Consider the following 18986-nt stretch of genomic DNA (forward strand, 5'->3'; position numbering starts at 1 on the left):
TTACAAAGACGACCCCGGTTCCGGGGGCGCACGGGAGCACTGACGGCGACACCCGCCGACGGTGCTTGCCCCGCCCCGCCACTGGACGAAGCATCCCTGGTGCCGACCGCCGTCCAATCGGCGTGCACCGAAGGGAACGCGATGAGAACTGCCGTCGTCCACGCGGCCGCCGGGTCCCTGCTGCTCACCACTCTGGCCGTCGCGCCGGCCGGTGGATCCACCGCCGCCCCGGGCGCGGCCGAGCTGCGCGGCACCGCGGTGGCCGCCGCGCGCGCCGCGGCCGAGGGCATCGCGTTCGGCCCGTGTCCCGACGCGCGGGACCTGCCGGGCACCGTCAAGTGCGGCACGGTCACCGTCCCGCTCGACTACGCACGCCCAAACGGCAAGCGGATCGAACTCACCGTCAGCCGCGTCCGCGCCACGCAGAAGGACGGCGAGCGCGCCGTGCCCCGGCAGGGCGCGCTGGTCCACAACCCGGGCGGGCCGGGCTCCGACGGGACGTACTTCCCGCTCATCGGCCTGCTCCCCGCATGGAAGCGCATCGCGGCAGCGTACGACCTGGTGGGCTATGCCCCGCGTGGGGTGGGCCGTTCCGCGCCGCTGTCCTGCCAGGACCCGAAGACGTTCACCCAGGGCCCCACGCAGGCGCCGGTGCACCCCTCCCAGGCGTACAAGCGGGAGCGTGTCGCGCGGGCGAAGGCGCACGCGCGCGGCTGCGCGGAGCGGGTCGGCGACTCGCTCCGCCACTACCACTCCCTGAACAACGCCCGTGACCTCGACGTGCTGCGCGCCGCCCTCAAGGAGCCGCGGCTGACCTTCATGGGTTCGTCGTACGGGACGTACTTCGGGGCGCTGTACGCCACGATGTTCCCGACGCACGTGAGGCGAATGGTGTTCGATTCGGCGGTGAACCCGGACCCGGCGCAGATCTGGTACCGCAACAACCTCGACCAGTCGGCGGCGTTCGAGGACCGCTGGGCGGACTTCCGGACATGGGTCGCCCGGCACGACGACGTGTACGGGCTGGGCGACACACCGCGCGAGGTGCAGCGCAGCTACGAGACGGCGAGGGAGCGGCTCGCAAGGGAACCGGCGGGCGGGACGGTGGGGCCGGGCCAGTTGCAGGCGGCGTTCCTGCAGGCCGGGTACTACGACGATCACTGGCCGCATCGCGCGCACGCCCTGTCGGCCTATCTGAAGGGCGATCCCGAGCCGCTGGCCGAACAGGCGCGGGCGCATCCGCAGGCGGCTGTGGAGACGGAGAACGCGCGCTCGGTGTACGTCGCCGTGGAGTGCAACGACGCGCCCTGGCCGACGGACTGGGCGGTGTGGGACCGGGACAGCACCCGGCTCGCCCGCCGGGCGCCGTTCGGGACCTGGGACAACGTGTGGGCGAATCTGCCCTGCGCGTTCTGGCCCGCTCCCCGGCAGCAGCCGCTGGACGTGCGCGCCGGCGCGGGCGCGCTGCCGCCGACGCTGGTCCTGGCCGCCGAGCGGGACGCGGCCACCCCGTACGGCGGGGCCCTGGAGCTGCACCGGCGGCTCGCGGGTTCGGCGCTGGTGACCGAGCGGGACGCCGGTACGCACGGCATCGCGGGCGGGCCCAACGCCTGCGTGAACGGCCATCTGGAGGAGTACCTGCTCACCGGCCGGGTCCCGGGGCGGCGCGCGTTCTGCGCACCGCGCCCGGAACCGGCGCCACGGGCGGAGCCGGAGCGGCGTACGGAGCCCCGGCCCGCGGCCTGATCAGGCGAGGTCCGCGACGAGTTCCGCGATGTCCTTGCGGCGGCCCGTGTAGAACGGGACCTCCTCACGGACGTGCATCTGCGCACCGCGCCCGGAACCGGCGCCACGGGCGGAGCCGGAGCGGCGTACGGAGCCCCGGCCCGCGGCCTGATCAGGCGAGGTCCGCGACGAGTTCCGCGATGTCCTTGCGGCGGCCCGTGTAGAACGGGACCTCCTCACGGACGTGCATCCGGGCCTCGGAGCCGCGCAGGTGCCGCATGAGGTCAACGATGCGGTACAGCTCGTCGGCCTCGAAGGCGAGGAGCCACTCGTAGTCGCCGAGGGAGAACGAGGGGACCGTGTTGGCGCGCACGTCGGGGAAGCCGCGGGCCATCCTGCCGTGGTCGGCGAGCATGCGGCGGCGGTCCTCGTCGGGCAGCAGGTACCAGTCGTAGGAGCGCACGAAGGGGTACACGCTCACGTACGCGCGGGGCTCCTCGTCGGCGAGGAACGCCGGGATGTGCGAGCGGTTGAACTCGGCGGGCCGGTGCAGCGCCATGTTCGACCACACCGGCTCGAGCGCACGGCCCAGCCTGGTGCGGCGGAAGAGGTTGTACGCCTCCTGGAGCCGGTCGCTGCTCTCGGCGTGCCACCAGATCATCAGGTCGGCATCGGCGCGCAGACCGGACACGTCGTACGTGCCGCGGACCGTGACGTCCTTGGCGGCGAGCTGGTCGAACAGGTCCTGGACCTCGTCGGCGTACCCGGCGCGGTCCTCGGGCAGCACGTCCTTCAGCTTGAAGACGGACCAGAGGGTGTAGCGGATGACCTCGTTCAGGTCCTTGGCCAGCTTGCCCTTGTTCGGGATCCGGTCGGGTGCGGGGGTGGTGGCGTCGTCGCTCATGTCCCTTATTCTCCCGCTCCCCCGTGGAGGGTTTCTCACCGGGTGGCGGTGACGTCCCGCACGTCGTGCGGGGCCTCACTTTGGTTCCGGCCGGCGGCGTCGGCGGCCTCGTACGCGCTCGCGATGCACGCGGGGATGCCGACGCCGTCGTAGGCCGCGCCGCACACGGCCAGCCCGGGGAGGGCCGCGAGGTGCTCGCGGACGCGGGCCACGCGCGCGTGGTGACCGACGGGGTACTGCGGCAGGCCGTCCTGCCAGCGGGTGACGCGGGTGGCGACCGGGGTGGCGGCCAGGCCGGTGGCGGCCAGCAGATCGTGCCGGGAGACCTCCACGATACCGGCGTCGTCGCGGTCGAGGATCTCCGTCTCGCCGTGCCGGCCGACGGAGGTGCGCAGGACCGTGAGGTCCGGGTTCTCCTCGTCGATCCAGCCCCATTTGCGCGAGGCGAAGGTGGACGCCTTGATGGTGCGGCCGTCGACGGGCGGCACCAGGAATCCGCTGCCCGCGGGAAGACCGGTCTCCGCGCGGCGGTAGGCGAGCGTGACGAGCGCCATGGAGGCGTACTCGACGCCGGCCAGCTCCGCGGCGGCGCCGGGTGCCTCGGCGCGCAGCAGCCGTGCGGCGGCCGGGGCGGGTACGGCGACGACGACGGCGTCGGCGCGCAGCTCCCGTTCCCCGGTGACGACCCGCCAGCCGCCGGCCGGCTCCCGGCGCAGTTCGGTGACCGGGGTGCCGGTACGGATCTCCCCGCCGCGGGCCCGTACCGACTCGGCGACGGCGAGCGGGAGGGTGCCCACGCCGCCCTCGATGCCCATGAACACCGGTCCGGTCGGCTGTGCGGCGGTGGCGGCGGCCTCGGCCTGGATCTCGCGGACGCCCTCGGTCAGGGAGGTGTGCGTCCGCGCGGCCTGGAACAGCCGGGGGACGGCGGAGCGCATCGAGATCCGGTATGCGTCGCCCGCGTACACGCCTCCCAGCAGGGGCTCGACCAGCCGGTCGACGACCTCGCGGCCGAGGCGGGCCGCCACGTACTCGCCCACGGCGACGTCGTCGCCGACCTCGGTGCGGGGCAGCTCGGCGTCCTGGCAGATCCGGGCGAGGCCCTCGTCGGAGAGCACCCCGGTCAGGGCGGCGGCGGAGGAGGGGACGCCCATGACGTGCCCCTTGGGCATGGGGCGCAGGGCACCGCGTGTCCACAGCGACGCGGTCGCGGTGGCCGGCGGCCGGAGCCGGTCGGTGAGGCCCACCTCCCCGGCGAGGGCCACCGCCTCCGGGCGGCGGGCCAGAATCGACTCGGCGCCGAGGTCCACGCGGGCGCCCGCGATCTCGCCGGGCAGCAGCTTGCCGCCGACCCGCTCCGAGGCCTCCAGCACGGTCACCCGTGCCCCTCGCCCGAGCAACCGGTGCGCGGCGGCCAGTCCGGCGATGCCGGCTCCCACGACGACGACCCGCTGCTCCGCACCCGTGTGTGATCCGCTCATGGCTCCACCCTCTCAGACGCCACCGGCGGTCCCACCGGGGCCGTCCGGCCCTGGTGGGACCGCTTCGGGACCGTTTCGGGCCATCGTTGCGCCGCCCTGCGGCGTCGTAGGAACGTCATCGGTCGCGAACCCCCGGGGGGAACCCGCATGCGCACACCACGATCCGCACGGCCGGCACACGCCACGGCGGTCCTGCTGTTGGCCGCCGTCCTCGCCCTGGCCGGATGCAGCGGCGCGGGCCCGAGCTCCGACTCCAGCGCCTCCGACGGCAAGGCCGCCGCCGCGCCGGCCGGCGCCCAGGAGGGCACGGAGGAAGGGGCGAAGGGGGCGCGGCGCGGGAAGGAGTTCCCGGCAGCTCGGGGGACGGCTCGGCGGCGGACGGCTCGCGCGCGAGTGCGCCGCCCGCGGACCGGTCCACCGCCGCCGGGCACGTCGTCCGCACCGCCACCCTGACCGTGCGGGTGAAGGACGCGCCGAAGGCGCTGGCCGGGGCCCGCACGAGCACGGAGACCGCGGGCGGCTACGTCGGCGACGAGAACACCCGTCTGGACGCGGAGGGCCACGAACTCACGCGTGTGGTGCTGCGCGTGCCCGCCGACAAGTACGACGAGGTCCTCGCGGACCTCGAGGGCGCCGGCAGGCTCGTCGAGCGCAGCGCGAAGGCGGAGGACGTCACCGACCAGGTCGTCGACGTCGAGAGCCGGATCAGGACGCAGCGCGCCAGCGTGGCCCGGATCCGCGAGCTGACGGACCGGGCCACCCGGCTCGGTGACGTGGTCACCCTGGAGGGCGAACTCAGCACCTGTCAGGCCGACCTGGAGTCCCTGCTCGCCCGGCAGGCCTCCCTGAAGGACCGCACGAGCCTGGCCACCATCACCCTGGCCCTGTCCGAGACGCAGGTGGAGCAGGGAACCAAGGACGACGACCCCGGGTTCCTGGACGCGCTCGCCGACGGCTGGGACGCGTTCGTGACCATGCTGCGCTGGCTCGCGGTGGCGATCGGCGCGGCGCTGCCGTTCGCGGCGGTGGCGGCCCTGCTCGCGCTGCTGCGGCTGAAGGCCCTACACCCCGGGCTGTCCCGCCGCACACGGCCGGCACCCGCCTCCCCGCCCCTTCCCGCGCCCCGGTCCTCGTCCGCGGGCACTACGGGCCCGGACCCCGCGGGAGGCCCCGAAGGAGGCCCCTGAGCCGGTTACGAAGTGACCGGCCCCCGTAACGTGGTCGCATGACCACGAGCACGAGCACGAGTACGGGCACGGAACGCCTGGTGGTGATCGGCGGTGACGCCGCGGGGATGTCCGCGGCGTCGCAGGCGCGCCGGCTGAAGGGGCCGGACGAGCTGGAGATCGTGGCGTTCGAGCGCGGGCGCTTCACGTCCTTCTCGGCCTGCGGCATCCCCTACTGGGTGGCCGGTGACGTCGCCGAACGCGACGAGCTGATCGCCCGCACGCCCGAGGAGCACCGCGCACGGCACATCGATCTGCGGATGCGCACCGAGGTCACGGAGATCGACCCCGGCCACAACCGGGTGCGCGCACGGGACCTCGATTCCGGCACCGAGTCCTGGACGTCGTACGACAAGCTCGTGATCGCGACCGGCGCGCGGCCGATCCGCCCGGAGCTGCCCGGCATGGACGCCTCCGGTGTGCACGGGGTGCAGACCCTGGACGACGGTCAGGCCCTGATCGACACACTGGAGCGCACGACCGGCCGCCGCGCGGTGGTGGTCGGCGCGGGGTACATCGGTGTGGAGATGGCCGAGGCGATGATCAACCGCGGCTACGAGGTGACCGTCGTCAACCGCGGCCGGGAGCCCATGGCGACCCTCGACCCCGACATGGGGCGCCTGGTGCACAGGGCGATGGAGGGCCTGGGCATCACCATGGTGAACGGCGCCGAGGTCACCGGGCTGCTCACCGGGGACGACGACAGGGTGCGGGCCGTGGCCACCGCGGACGCCGAGTACCCGGCGGACGTGGTGGTGCTCGGCATCGGGGTGCGGCCGGAGACGGGCCTGGCGCGGGCGGCGGGACTGCCCCTGGGCAAGCACGGCGGGCTGCTCACCGACCGGTCGATGCGGGTCCGCGGGTACGAGAACGTCTGGGCCGGCGGCGACTGCGTGGAGGTGCTCGACCTGGTCTCCGGGGAGGAGCGGCACATCGCGCTCGGCACGCACGCCAACAAGCACGGCCAGATCATCGGCTCGAACGCGGGTGGCGACTACGCCACCTTCCCGGGCGTGGTCGGTACCGCGGTCAGCAAGGTCTGCGACCTGGAGATCGCGCGTACCGGTCTGCGGGAGAAGGACGCCCACCGCGCGGGGCTGCGGTTCGAGACGGTCACCATCGAGTCGACCAGCCGTGCGGGCTACTACCCGGACGCCTCCCCCATGACGGTGAAGATGCTCGCCGAGCTGCGCACGGGCCGCCTGCTCGGGGTCCAGATCGTCGGCCGGGAGGGCGCGGGCAAGCGCGTCGACACCGCGGCGGTCGCCCTCACCGCCGGGATGACGGTGGAGCAGATGACCATGCTGGACCTGGGCTACGCCCCGCCGTTCTCCCCCGTCTGGGACCCGGTTCTGGTGGCGGCCCGCAAGGCCACCACGAAGATCCGCGCCACGGCGGGACGGCCGTCGCCGCGTACGTCCTGACAGCCGTCCTGCCGCGCGGTCCCGCCTACGCGGTCCCGTTGATCCGTTCGATCGCCTGCCGCGCCTGCTCCGCCGGAGGCCGCGCATGGTCCGCCGCGGTCCGGGGCGGCAGGGACGACAGGGACGAGACGGAGGCGCTGGTGCCGCCGGTACCGGGGAGACCGGCCGCGCCGGCGGCCCCCGCGCTCATGGCAGCCGGCGGCTGCTCCCCCGTCGGCTTCGCGTGGGCGGCGGTGGCCCGCGCCGAGCGCAGACGGTGGCGCACCGCCTCGTCCAGCGTCACCGGCCGCTGCATCTGGGAGGCGAGCTGCCCCGCCTCCTGGCCGAGCCGGGCTACGTCCTCCCAGGAGAGGCGCACCACGAGCGTGAGTTCCGCCTCCCCGTCGGGCAGCGCCTGCATCGCAGCGGTCACTCGGTCGTTCATGGTCTGTTCCTCACGTCGGCCCCGCGGTCCCTTCCCCGCGCCGCGGGCGGTTGGGAAGGGATACGCAGGGCCGGACGACGGTGTTCAGCGGGCGGCGGGTTCGCCCGGGGCCGCGCGGGCACACGTGGGACGTGGTCATCCCCGTTCATGACGTGAATCCGGCACGGCGCACCCCGTGGGTCACCTACGCGCTGATCGCCGCGAACTTCGTCGTCTTCGTGTTCCTCACGCCCGGTGTCGTCGGCTCCCTGACGGGCAGTGGGAGCAGTCTCGCAGAACTGTGCGACCTCCAGGCGTTCCTGGACCGGTACGCGGCCGTGCCGCAGGAGCTGATCCACCACCGGATGCCGCGCCTGGTGCCCACGGGCGACACGGGGGTGGGCCCGCAGGGACCGGGGTGCGTGGTGGGGCCGCCGGCGTACGACAAGTCACCCGGGCTGAGTGTGCTCACGGCGATGTTCCTGCACGGCGGCTGGCTGCACCTGCTGGGCAACCTGCTCTTCCTGTGGATCTTCGGCAACAACGTCGAGGACCGCATGGGGCACATGCGGTACCTGCTGTTCTACCTGCTCTGCGGGTACGCGGCCTCCTACGGGTTCGCTCTCACGAACACCGGCTCCGCCGCTCCCCTGATCGGCGCCTCGGGAGCCATCGCGGGCGTCCTCGGCGCCTACCTGGTGCTCTATCCGGCGGCACGCGTCTGGGTCCTCGTGCCCTTCCTGGTCTTCCTGCCGCTGCGGCTGCCGGCCTGGATCGTGCTCGGCCTGTGGTTCGTGCTGCAGGCGGCGTACTCGTCCGGTGCGGGCGTCACCGACGCCGGGACGGTGGCGTACGCGGCCCACGTGGTCGGCTTCGTGGCCGGCATGCTGCTCGCCTGGCCCCTCAAGCCGGGTACTCCCCCGCCCCCGGAGCCGCGCGGCCTGCTGTTCGGCAGGCGGGCGCGGCCCCGGCCCCCGTGGTGAGCGGCCCGCGTGGTCAGCGGGCGGTGACGGTGTGGACGTGGTCCACCAGGCGGGTCAGCGCGTCCGGGTCGGTGGTCGGCATGACGCCGTGGCCGAGGTTGAAGACATGGCCCTCGAGGCCCTCGGCCGCGGCCAGCACCTCACGGGTCTTCGCCTCCACCGCCTCCGTGCCGGCGAACAGCACGGTCGGGTCGAGGTTGCCCTGGAGCGCCTTGTCGGGGCCGACGCGGCGGGCGGCCTCGTCCAGCGGGACACGCCAGTCGACGCCGACGACGTCCGCGCCGGCCTCCCCCATCAGGCCGAGGAGTTCGCCGGTGCCGACGCCGAAGTGGATGCGGGGGACGCCGTGGCGGCACACCGCGTCGAGGACCTTGGCCGAGGCCGGCAGCACCGAGCGCCGGTAGTCGGCCGGGGCGAGCGCGCCGGCCCAGGAGTCGAACAGCTGGACCGCGGAGGCGCCGGCCTCGACCTGCACGGTGAGGAAGGCGGCGGTGATGTCCGCGAGGCGGTCGAGGAGGTCGGCCCAGAGTTCCGGGTCGCCGTACATCATCGCCTTGGCGTTCTCGTACGTGCGGGACGGGCCGCCCTCGACGAGGTAGCTGGCGAGGGTGAACGGGGCGCCCGCGAAGCCGATCAGCGGGGTGGCACCGAGCTCGGCGGTCAGCAGGCCGATCGCCTCGGTGACGTAGGAGACGTCCTCGGGGGTGAGGTCGCGCAGCCGGGTCAGGTCGGCTCGGGTACGGAAGGGCTCCTCGACGACGGGGCCGATGCCGGGCTTGATGTCGAGGTCGATGCCGATCGCCTTGAGCGGGACGACGATGTCGCTGAAGTAGATCGCCGCGTCGACGTTGTGGCGGCGCACCGGCTGGAGCGTGATCTCGGCGACGAGGTCGGGGCGCATGCAGGAGTCGAGCATCGCGATGCCCTCGCGCACCTTGCGGTACTCCGGCAGTGAGCGGCCCGCCTGCCGCATGAACCACACCGGAGTGTGCGGCACCGGCTCACGCCGGCACGCCTTGAGGAAGGCACTGTCGTACGTCTGGCTCGGCTGCTTGCCCCGCGGGCTGACATTGGCGCTCACCCGGCCAGTCTCCCACGGCCCGCCGGCCGTCCCGCACCGCAGGCCACCCGCGCGTCCCGACCCGCGCCGGGCCGTGTCCCGTCTTCCGCGCCACGCCGGTGCGACACGATCCGGACACCGTTGCCCGCCACGGGTGTCCCTCCCCGCGCCGGGGCCCGCTTCCGCTTAACCTTCCCCGCATGGCTGCGGCTCAGGGACGACTGTCGGACGGCACGGGCGGAATGGACGAAGCGAAGGACACCGATGCGGATCTCGGGCTCGGGGGCACGGCGCCCCCGTTGCCCTTCCGGACCGCCGTCGACGCGCTGCGGGGCGCGCGGCTGCGCCCGCAGATCGAAGTGGAGACCACCCCGGCGCCCAAACGGCTCGCCCCGTACGCGTACGCGCTGGAGGCGGCGGTCGTGGACGGCGACGAGGACCTGGCCGACGGCCGGCTGGTGCTGCTGCACAACCCGGCCGGGCACGACGCCTGGCGGGGCACCTTCCGTCTGGTGACGCTGGTGCGCGCGGAGCTGGAGCCGGAGATGGCGGCGGATCCGCTGCTTCCGGAGGTGTGCTGGTCCTGGCTGACCGGGGCGCTCGCGGCGCGCGGTCTGACGTACCGCGAGCCGGGCGGCACGGTCACGCGGGCGAGTTCGCACTACTTCGGCGGGCTGTCCGAGCGCCCCGCCGCCTCGCAGATCGAGATCCGTGCCTCGTGGACACCACGGGAGGGCCAGGACGGGGCGCCGGACACGGCCACGCATCTGGTGGCGTGGTGCGATCTGCTGGCGCAGGTCGCCGGGCTGCCGCCGGCCGCCCCGGGGGACGCGTCGGTGGTGACGCTGCCTCAGCGGCGGGGCCCGCAGTCGCGCTGAGCCCGCCGCGCCGCCGGAGCCCCCGCGGACGCTGATCCCGCACCCTGCACCCGCGGCCCCTGCAACATGCCGCGCCGGGCCCCGCGTGGGGCTCCCGGCGGTCCTCGAGACCGGTCTTCGGACCGGTCTCTTCGTCGTTCCCGGGCGGGGCGCCGAACCGGTCGCCGGGCCGGTCGCCGAACCGACCGCCGGACTGGTCGCCTTGTCGACTCACCGGCCTCCCCGCCGCCGATCTCCCCGGCAATCCCTTTGACGACCTTCTTGGGGATCTCTTTGTCGATACGGCCACTTTCGGAAGCGTTACGACGCGGACCGAAACCGTTCGGTCTTCGAATGATCGACCGTGCGTCCGAATTGCACGGATTGTTACTCACTGGATCGTGATCATTCTCTAAAGGAGATCGGGTCTGCTGCCGAAGACGACTGTGACCTTGAAAGCACGGTTGAGCCCGGCCCGCCCCCACGAGCCGGCCCCGTCCCGCCGCCACCCCAGGAGGCCTGGTGTCCGTTCTCCTCGAGCAGCCCGCAAGCCTGGTCGCCTACCGCCCGAACAAGCCGACCGCCATGGTGGTCGTGGCCGACCCCCGCGTCCGTTCCACCGTCACCCGCCATCTGTGGGCGCTCGGTGTACGCGACGTGATCGAGGCCTCGTCCGTCGCGGAGGCTCGTCCCCGCATCGGCAACCCCCGCGACATCTGCGTCGCCGAAGTCCACCTGCCGGACGGCTCCGGCCTCACCCTTCTCTCCGAGACCCGGGCCGCGGGCTGGCCCAACGGCCTCGCCCTGTCCGCCGCCGACGACCTCGGCGCCGTACGCAACGCCCTCGCCGGCGGAGTGAAGGGCTACGTCGTCACCGGCACCCGTACCAATCTCGGGCTCCCCTCCCGCCCCGGTGCCGCCCCCATCGGCGGCGCCCGCCTGCACCGCCGCCCTCCGGGTGCCCCGGGCCACCCGGGCGGCTACCGTGAACTGTCCGGCCGTGAGGTCGAGGTGCTGCGGCTGGTGGCGGAGGGGCAGTCGAACAAGGCCATCGGCGTCTCGATGGGCCTGTCCGCGCTGACCGTCAAGAGCCACCTCGCCCGCATCGCCCGCAAGCTCGGCACGGGCGACCGCGCCGGGATGGTCGCGGTCGCCCTGCGCACCGGCATCATCCACTGACCTCTCCCACCGGGCACGCGCCGGACTGACTTGTTTACGACCCCCTGGGGCCCGCCGACGGAACGTTCCGTCGGCGGGCCCCTTCGCGGCATGGATACTCTTGACAGGTGACCGACGCCCACGACACCGCAGCAGACAGTGCCCTGCGAACCACCGGAGGCGCCCCTCCGGACGACGACGGATCTTCTGCTACGGAGGCGCCGATCCCCTTGCTCGAACCGCGCGAGGGCATTCCGCCCGTGATCACGGACGACGCCGCCCTCGCCGAGGCGATCACCGCCTTCGCCGCGGGCACCGGCCCCGTCGCCGTCGACGCCGAGCGCGCCTCCGGCTACCGCTACGGCCAGCGCGCCTACCTCGTCCAGCTGCGCCGCCAGGGCGCCGGGTCCGCGCTGATCGACCCCGTCGCCTGCCCCGACCTGTCGGGCCTGGGCGAGTCGCTGTCCGGCGTCGAGTGGGTGCTGCACGCCGCCACGCAGGACCTGCCCTGCCTGCGCGAGATAGGAATGCTGCCCACCCGTCTCTTCGACACCGAACTGGCCGGCCGCCTCGCCGGTTTCCCCCGCGTCGGACTCGGCGCCATGGTCGAGAACGTGCTCGGCTTCGTCCTGGAGAAGGGCCACTCCGCCGTCGACTGGTCCACCCGTCCGCTGCCCGAGCCCTGGCTGCGCTACGCCGCCCTCGACGTCGAGCTCCTGGTCGACCTGCGGGACGCTCTGGAGAAGGAGCTGGACCGGCAGGGCAAGCTGGAGTGGGCGCGGCAGGAGTTCGACGCGATCGCGTCCGCGCCGCCGCCGGAGCCCCGCAAGGACCCCTGGCGGCGCACCTCCGGCATGCACAAGGTGCGCAGGCGCCGGCAGATGGCCGTCGTACGGGAACTGTGGCAGACCCGGGACCGGATCGCCCAGCGCCGGGACGTCTCGCCGGGCAAGGTGCTCTCGGACGCGGCCATCGTCGAGGCCGCGCTCGCCGTGCCGGCCACCGTGCAGGCCCTGGCGGCACTGAACGGGTTCGGTCCGCGCGTGGGGCGGCGTCAGCTGGAGCAGTGGCAGGCGGCCGTGGACCGGGCGCGGGCGCTGAGCGAGACGCAACTGCCGCAGCCCGGCCAGCCGGTGACCGGCCCCCCGCCGCCGCGCGCCTGGGCGGACAAGGACCCGGTGGCCGCGGCCCGGCTGTCCTCGGCCCGCGCGGGGGTGAGCGCGCTCGCCGGGCAGCTGAACATGCCGCAGGAGAACCTGATCACGCCGGACACGGTGCGGAGGGTGTGCTGGGAACCGCCGCAGCCCGCCGACCCGGAGTCCGTCACGGTCGCGCTGGCGGGGTACGGAGCACGGCAGTGGCAGGTGGAGCAGGTGACGCCGGTGCTTGTCGCCGCGCTTGCCTCCGACGGGTCAGCGGGGGCCTGAGCGCCGTCGGCAGTGCGGGTCCCGGAGCGGGTGCGGGTGGGTCGTGGCCGGTCGTGCCCGCCCGGCGGAGCCGCAGGTCCGCACAGCCCCGCGCCCCTTGGAGGTGGCCCTCGTTCAGCCGCCTGCGGCGGAGCCGCACGTCGATGCGGCCCCGTGCCCGTGCAGGACACCGTCGGCTCGGTCTCCGGTCACAAGGGACCCCCTTGGTTCGTCGCCCCCTCATGAGGCCCTTGAAGCGGATGAAGCGGACCGGGGACGTCGAGATCGCGCCAAGATCCTCGACGGCCGTGAAGCGTGCGCACCGGCCCCGTCCCTCGTCCCTGCCGGTTCGACGGACTCCGCCGACGGTGTGACCTTCACCGCTCGGACCCGCGGGACTGTGCAGCCACATTACCCGCAAGTAGCATAGGCTCTGAGCGCGCGCTCAGCGCAACGCAGCAGTGCCATCCCGCACCCTGGAGGAGAGCCATCGTGCCTCGTACCGTCAGGGACGTCGTCTTCGTCGACGGCGTCCGCACCCCGTTCGGCAAGGCGGGCCCGAAGGGCATCTACCACGAGACCCGTGCCGACGACCTCGTCGTGAAGGCGATCCGGGAGCTGCTGCGCCGCAACCCCGGACTCGATCCGAAGAAGATCGACGAGGTCGCGGTCGCCGCGACCACGCAGATCGGTGACCAGGGACTGACCATCGGCCGCACCGCCGGCATCCTGGCGGGCCTGCCGACCTCGGTCCCGGGCTACTCCATCGACCGCATGTGCGCGGGCGCCCTGACCGCCGTGACCACGGTGGCCGGCTCCGTCGCCTTCGGCGCGTACGACGTCGCCATCGCGGGCGGCGTCGAGCACATGGGCCGCCACCCGATGGGCGAGGGCGTCGACCCGAACCCGCGGTTCGTCTCCGAGAAGCTGGTCGACGAGTCGGCCCTGTTCATGGGCATGACCGCGGAGAACCTGCACGACCGTTACCCGACGATCACCAAGCAGCGCGCCGACGAGTACGCGGTCCGCTCACAGGAGAAGGCCGCCAAGGCGTACGCCAACGGCAGGATCCAGGCCGACCTGGTACCGGTGTCGGTGCGCCGCACCAACGCTGAGGCGGGCGAGACGGGCTGGGGCCTGGTCACCACCGACGAGCCGATGCGTCCCGGCACCACCCTGGAGAACCTGGCCGGTCTCAAGACGCCGTTCCGCGTCCACGGCAGGGTCACCGCCGGTAACGCGGCCGGTCTGAACGACGGCGCCACCGCCTCGGTCATCGCCTCCGAGGACTTCGCCCGCGAGAACGGGCTGCCGGTCAAGATGCGCCTGGTCTCCTACTCCTTCGCAGGTGTGGAGCCCGAGGTCATGGGCTACGGCCCGATCCCGGCGACGGAGAAGGCCCTCGCCCGGGCGGGGCTGTCCATCTCCGACATCGGCCTGTTCGAGATCAACGAGGCCTTCGCCGTCCAGGTGCTGGCCTTCCTGGAGCACTACGGCATCGCCGACGACGACGCGCGCGTCAACCAGTACGGCGGCGCCATCGCCTTCGGTCACCCGCTGGCCTCCTCCGGCGTCCGCCTGATGACGCAGCTGGCCCGCCAGTTCGAGGAGCAGCCGCACGTCCGCTACGGCCTGACCACCATGTGCGTCGGCTTCGGCATGGGCGCGACGGTCATCTGGGAGAACCCGCACTTCGAGGGGGACAAGTGAGCACCACCGCCGAACTGCTGAAGGGCGCGTCCGCGCTCTTCCCGGACGAGGTCGTCACGACGGCCCACGTACGCCACTTCGAGCTGCCCCTGGGCGCCGGGCGCTTCGCCCTGATCACGCTGGACAACGGGCTGGACCACACCAAGCCGACCACCTTCGGCCCGCAGTCGCTGGCGAACCTGGACGCCGCCGTCGACCAGGTCGAGAAGGAGGCCGCGGACGGCACGATCGTCGGTGTCGGCATCACCGGCAAGCCGTTCATCTTCGCCGTCGGCGCCGACCTCAAGGGCGTCGAGCAGCTGAGGGAGTGGGACCACGCCCACGCCATCGGCAAGGGGGGCCACGACGTCTTCAAGCGGCTGTCCACGCTCGCCGTGCCCACCTTCGCGTACTACAACGGCGCGGCGATGGGCGGCGGCGTCGAGGTCGGCCTGCACTGCGCCTACCGCACGGTGTCCTCGGCCATCCCGGCGTTCTCCCTGCCCGAGGTCTTCCTCGGCCTGGTCCCCGGCTGGGGCGGCTGCGCCCTGCTGCCGAACCTGATCGGCGCCGAGAAGGCCGTCTCGGTGATCATCGAGAACAGCCTCAACCAGAACAGGCAGCTCAAGGGCGAGCAGGTCTACGAACTCGGCATCGCGGACGCGATCTTCGAGGGCGCGGACTTCCTGGAGCAGTCGCTGATCTGGACGGCGGCCGTCCTCAAGGGCGAGATCGTCGTCGAGCGCCCGGTGATCGACCGCGGCGAGGCCTGGGACCAGGCCGTCGTCAAGGGCCGGTTCATCGCCGACTCCAAGGTGCACGGCGCCGCCCCGGCCGCCTACCGGGCGCTGGACATCATCGCCGCCGCCAAGGACGGTGACCTCCAGCAGGGCTACGACGCCGAGGACAAGGCGCTCGCCGACCTGATCATGGGCGGTGAACTGCGCTCCGGTCTCTACGCGTTCAACCTGGTGCAGAAGCGCGCCAAGCGTCCTGCCGGTGCCCCGGACAAGAACCTGGCCCGTCCGGTCACCAAGGTCGGTGTCGTCGGCGCCGGTCTGATGGCCTCGCAGCTCGCGCTGCTGTTCCTGCGCCGCCTCGAGGTGCCGGTCGTCCTGACCGACATCGACCAGGAGCGCATCGACAGGGGTGTGGGCTACGTCCACGCCGAGATCGACAGGCTGCTCGGCAAGGGCCGCGTCAACCAGGACAAGGCCAACCGCCTCAAGGCGCTGGTCACCGGTGTGCTGGACAAGGCCGAGGGCTTCGCGGACGCCGACTTCGTCATCGAAGCGGTCTTCGAGGAGATGCGTGTCAAGCAGCAGGTGTTCGCCGAGGTCGAGGCGGTCGCCCCGGCGCACGCGATCCTCGCCACCAACACCTCCTCGCTGTCGGTGTCCCAGATGGCGTCGAAGCTGAAGAACCCCGAGCGGGTCGTCGGCTTCCACTTCTTCAACCCGGTCGCGGTCCTGCCGCTGCTCGAGATCGTCCGCGGCGAGCAGACCGACGACGCCTCGCTGGCGACGGCGTTCGGCGTGGCCCGGAAGCTGAAGAAGACGGCGGTGCTGGTCAAGGACGCCCCGGCGTTCGTCGTGAACCGCATCCTGACCCGCTTCATGGGCGAGGTCCAGAACGTCATCGACGAGGGCACCCCGGTCGAGACCGCCGAGAGGGCCGTCGAGCCGCTCGGTCTGCCGATGTCCCCGCTGGTGCTCCTCGAACTGGTCGGCCCGGCGATCGGGCTGCACGTCTCCGAGACGCTCAACCGGTCCTTCCCGGACCGCTTCACCGTCTCGCCGAACCTCAAGGCGGTCGTCGAGGCCGGCAAGCGCGGCTTCTACGTCCACTCCGCCGGCAATCCCGCCGGGCCGGAGCTGGACCCCGAGGTCGCCGCGCTGCTCAAGCAGGGCGACACCGTCCTCACCGAGGAGCAGGTGCGGACCCGGGTGCTCGACGCGGTGGCGCAGGAGATCGGGCTGATGCTCGACGAGGGCATCGTCGCCGAGGCCCAGGACATCGACCTGTGCCTGATCACCGGCGCCGGCTGGCCCTTCCACCTGGGCGGCATCACGCCGTACCTGGACCGGGAGGGCGTCTCCGAGCGCGTCACCGGCAAGCGGTTCCTGGCCCCGGGCGTGGCGAGCGTCCCCGCCTGATCCGTCCCGGAGCACGGCAGGGGCGGTCCGTACGGAGTCGATCCGTGCGGGCCGCCCTCTTCGTCTCATACCGGACCCCGCCGGGCCCCACCGGACCGCGCCGGGCCGCGCCGGGCCCCACCGGACCGCGCCGGGCCCCACCGGGCCGCGCCGGGCCGCGCCGGACCGCGCCGGGCCCACCAAACCCCGCTTAACCGCGCCGGACCCCAGCGGGCCGTGGCCTTCGCGCGAGGTGGAGACAGGCAGAGAGGAACCCCGCGAGCGGGCACCTGCGGGCACCTGCGGGCACCTGCGGGCACCTGCGGGCACCTGCGGGCACCTGCGGGCACCTGCGGGCACCTGCGGAACAGCATTGCGTGGGAGCCTGGCCGCATGGAGAACAGCGCCGCCCTGCTCGTGATCGTCGACTCCGCGAACGTCGTCGGGTCGGTGCCCGACGGGTGGTGGCGGGACCGCCGGGGTGCCGCGGAGCGGCTGCGGGACCGGCTGGCCGAGCGAGGGCTCCCGGGCCGTACGGACCCTGCGGAGCCGGTGGAGATCGTCCTGGTGGTGGAGGGGGCCGCGCGGGGCGTGGAGTCGGTGCCGGGGGTGCGGGTGGAGTCGGCACCGGGCAGCGGCGACGACCACATGGTCGGCCTGGTGGCCGGTGCGGGTGAGCGGCCGGTCCTGGTCGTCACCGCCGACCGCGAGCTGCGGCGCCGGGTGACGGCCCTCGGCGCGACGGTGGCCGGCCCGCGGACGGCCCGCCCCTGAGGGCCTGTCCGGTGGATCATGCCGGAGACACGGGATCCGGCGTGCTCTCCACCCCCGAGCGCTTCGAGCGGGGGTACCCCCAGCCGCGTTGTCGTCGGTTGCCGGCTCCGGGAAGGACCTCCCCTCTCCCCCGCCCTGATCCGCCGGCCGGGCCCCGCCCGGCGAAAACCCCCGGCCCCGTGCTCCGCGCCGAGGGGCGGTCCGCGCGGGGCCGGGGGCAGAAGCCAGGAGCTCTACCGGGGCGCCCGGCCCGACGGTTCTGCGGGCTCGGCGGGGCCGGCCCCCTCACCGCGTCCCAGGCGGCTGTGGCTGCGGCTGTAGAGGAAGTAGACGACGACGCCGAGCGCCATCCAGACGCCGAACCGCACCCAGGTCTCGGCGGGCAGGTTCAGCATCAGCCACAGCGAGGCGGCGACCGACAGGATCGGCAGGAACGGCACCCACGGGGTGCGGAAGGCCCGCGGCAGGTCGGGGCGGGTCCGGCGCAGGATGATCACGCTGAGCGCGACGATGACGAAGGCGAACAGCGTGCCGATGTTGACGAGTTCGGCGAGTTCCGTCAGTGGGGTGAATCCCGCGAGAACCGCGATGACGACGCCGAGCAGGATGGTCGGCCGGTGCGGGGTCCTGAACCGGGGGTGGACGCGGGAGAAGAAGCGGGGCAGCAGTCCGTCCCGGCTCATCGCGAAGAACACCCGGGTCTGGCCGAGCAGCAGGATCATGCAGACCGTGGTCAGGCCGACGGCGGCACCGAAGCTGATGAAGCCCGCGTACCAGGGATGCCCGGTGGCCTTGAACGCGTCCGCGAGCGGGGCGTCCACGGAGAGCTCGCTGTAGTGCTGCATGCCGGTGACGACGATCGACACGGCCACGTACAGCACGGTGCAGATGAACAGCGAGCCGAGGATGCCGCGGGGCATGTCCCGCTGCGGGTTCCTGGTCTCCTCGGCGGCCGTGGCGACGATGTCGAAGCCGATGAAGGCGAAGAAGACCACCGAGGCGGCGGTGAAGATGCCCAGCACGCCGAAGTTGGACGGCGCCCATCCGAAGATCAGCTGGATGAGCGGTGAGCTGAGACCGCCACCGGCCTCGACGGGCTGTGCCTCGGGGATGAACGGGTCGTAGTTGTCGGCGGTGATGAAGAAGACACCGGCGACGATGACGACGAGGACGACGATCACCTTGATGGCGACGACGATCGAGGTGACCCGGGCTGACAGCTTCATGCCGAGGACGAGGACGCCGGTGAGGACCAGCACCAGGGCGGCGGCGAGGATGTCGAAGCCGAAGCCCTCGGCGCCGTCCCGGACACCGAGCGAGGCGGGCAGCTGCCAGCCCGCGTTGTCCAGCAGCGAGTGGATGTACCCGGACCAGCCGACGGCCACCACCGCCGTGCCGAGCGCGAACTCCAGGACCAGGTCCCAGCCGATGATCCACGCGGGCAGTTCGCCCAGGGACGCGTACGAGAAGGTGTAGGCGGAGCCCGCCACGGGGACGGTGGAGGCGAACTCGGCGTAGCAGAGCGCGGCGAGCGCGCAGACGACTCCGGCCACCGCGAAGGCCAGGGCCACCGACGGCCCGGCGTTGTTCTTGGCGACCGTACCGGTGAGGACGAAGATGCCGGTACCGATGATGACACCGACGCCGAAGACGGTCAGATCCAGCGCGGACAAGGACTTCTTGAGCGCGTGCTCCGGTTCCTCGGTGTCACGGATGGACTGCTCGACCTTCTTCGTCCGGAAGAGGGTGTTGCTCACGGCT

15 protein-coding genes and 1 pseudogene are annotated in these 18986 nt (G+C 73.0%); 10 read left to right on the forward strand and 6 right to left on the reverse strand.

Annotated elements, in window-relative coordinates; all coding sequences use genetic code 11:
- Positions 1-141 precede the first annotated feature (141 nt).
- Positions 142-1746 (forward strand): alpha/beta hydrolase, encoded by a 1605-nt coding sequence (locus HUV60_RS06195; RefSeq protein ID WP_257853830.1) that lies wholly within the window; start codon positions 142-144, stop codon positions 1744-1746.
- Here HUV60_RS06195 and HUV60_RS33850 read toward each other — a convergent pair.
- The 3 genes and pseudogenes from HUV60_RS33850 to hemG form a co-directional block, all read right to left on the reverse strand.
- Positions 1747-1830 (reverse strand): annotated as a pseudogene (locus HUV60_RS33850) (hydrogen peroxide-dependent heme synthase); the annotation flags it as partial.
- 67 nt (positions 1831-1897) lie between these two features.
- Positions 1898-2629 (reverse strand): hydrogen peroxide-dependent heme synthase, encoded by a 732-nt coding sequence (gene hemQ / locus HUV60_RS06200; RefSeq protein WP_257853831.1) that lies wholly within the window; start codon positions 2627-2629, stop codon positions 1898-1900.
- 35 nt (positions 2630-2664) lie between these two features.
- Positions 2665-4110, reverse strand: coding sequence for a protoporphyrinogen oxidase (hemG, locus tag HUV60_RS06205; RefSeq protein WP_257853832.1), 1446 nt, complete (start codon positions 4108-4110; stop codon positions 2665-2667).
- 461 nt (positions 4111-4571) lie between these two features.
- On the opposite strand from hemG, the gene HUV60_RS06210 reads away from it, so the two are divergent.
- Together HUV60_RS06210 and HUV60_RS06215 are read left to right on the forward strand one after the other, a co-directional pair.
- Positions 4572-5297 (forward strand): DUF4349 domain-containing protein, encoded by a 726-nt coding sequence (locus HUV60_RS06210; protein WP_331461978.1) that lies wholly within the window; start codon positions 4572-4574, stop codon positions 5295-5297.
- A gap of 38 nt (positions 5298-5335) precedes the next feature.
- Positions 5336-6760, forward strand: a complete 1425-nt coding sequence (locus tag HUV60_RS06215) for an FAD-dependent oxidoreductase (protein ID WP_257853834.1) — start codon at positions 5336-5338, stop codon at positions 6758-6760.
- A 25-nt stretch (positions 6761-6785) separates the two neighbouring features.
- On the opposite strand, the gene HUV60_RS06220 is transcribed toward HUV60_RS06215, so the two are convergent.
- The gene (locus HUV60_RS06220) at positions 6786-7184 is read right to left on the reverse strand and encodes a hypothetical protein (RefSeq protein WP_257853837.1); all 399 of its coding nucleotides are present in this window, start codon (positions 7182-7184) and stop codon (positions 6786-6788) included.
- Between the two features lie 131 nt (positions 7185-7315).
- On the opposite strand from HUV60_RS06220, the gene HUV60_RS06225 reads away from it, so the two are divergent.
- Positions 7316-8146, forward strand: a complete 831-nt coding sequence (locus HUV60_RS06225; protein WP_257853838.1) for a rhomboid family intramembrane serine protease — start codon at positions 7316-7318, stop codon at positions 8144-8146.
- A gap of 13 nt (positions 8147-8159) precedes the next feature.
- On the opposite strand, the gene hemE is transcribed toward HUV60_RS06225, so the two are convergent.
- Positions 8160-9227 carry a uroporphyrinogen decarboxylase gene (gene hemE / locus HUV60_RS06230; protein WP_257853839.1) on the reverse strand — a complete coding sequence of 356 codons (1068 nt, stop codon included), beginning with the start codon at positions 9225-9227 and terminating at the stop codon, positions 8160-8162.
- A gap of 179 nt (positions 9228-9406) precedes the next feature.
- On the opposite strand from hemE, the gene HUV60_RS06235 reads away from it, so the two are divergent.
- The 6 genes from HUV60_RS06235 (at position 9407) to HUV60_RS06260 (ending at position 17225) form a co-directional block, all read left to right on the forward strand.
- The gene (locus tag HUV60_RS06235) at positions 9407-10084 is read left to right on the forward strand and encodes a DUF3000 domain-containing protein (protein ID WP_257853840.1); all 678 of its coding nucleotides are present in this window, start codon (positions 9407-9409) and stop codon (positions 10082-10084) included.
- Between the two features lie 501 nt (positions 10085-10585).
- Entirely contained in the window at positions 10586-11242 is a 657-nt protein-coding gene (locus HUV60_RS06240; protein ID WP_257853842.1) for a response regulator transcription factor, read from the forward strand.
- A gap of 107 nt (positions 11243-11349) precedes the next feature.
- A complete protein-coding gene (locus HUV60_RS06245; protein WP_257853844.1) occupies positions 11350-12648 on the forward strand; it encodes a ribonuclease D in 1299 nt (432 codons plus the stop codon).
- 471 nt (positions 12649-13119) lie between these two features.
- Positions 13120-14337 (forward strand): thiolase family protein, encoded by a 1218-nt coding sequence (locus tag HUV60_RS06250; protein WP_257853845.1) that lies wholly within the window; start codon positions 13120-13122, stop codon positions 14335-14337.
- Positions 14334-16472 (forward strand): 3-hydroxyacyl-CoA dehydrogenase NAD-binding domain-containing protein, encoded by a 2139-nt coding sequence (locus tag HUV60_RS06255; protein WP_257853847.1) that lies wholly within the window; start codon positions 14334-14336, stop codon positions 16470-16472. The genes HUV60_RS06250 and HUV60_RS06255 overlap by 4 nt, the downstream gene beginning before the upstream one ends.
- A 372-nt stretch (positions 16473-16844) precedes the next feature.
- Positions 16845-17225, forward strand: coding sequence for an NTP pyrophosphohydrolase (locus HUV60_RS06260; protein WP_257853848.1), 381 nt, complete (start codon positions 16845-16847; stop codon positions 17223-17225).
- A 233-nt stretch (positions 17226-17458) separates the two neighbouring features.
- On the opposite strand, the gene HUV60_RS06265 is transcribed toward HUV60_RS06260, so the two are convergent.
- Positions 17459-18982: an amino acid permease gene (locus HUV60_RS06265; protein WP_257853849.1), complete on the reverse strand. Its 1524-nt coding sequence runs from the start codon at positions 18980-18982 to the stop codon at positions 17459-17461.
- Between the last annotated feature and the right edge of the window lie 4 nt (positions 18983-18986).

The sequence above is a fragment of the Streptomyces sp. KMM 9044 genome (assembly GCF_024701375.2).
GTDB lineage: Bacteria > Actinomycetota > Actinomycetes > Streptomycetales > Streptomycetaceae > Streptomyces.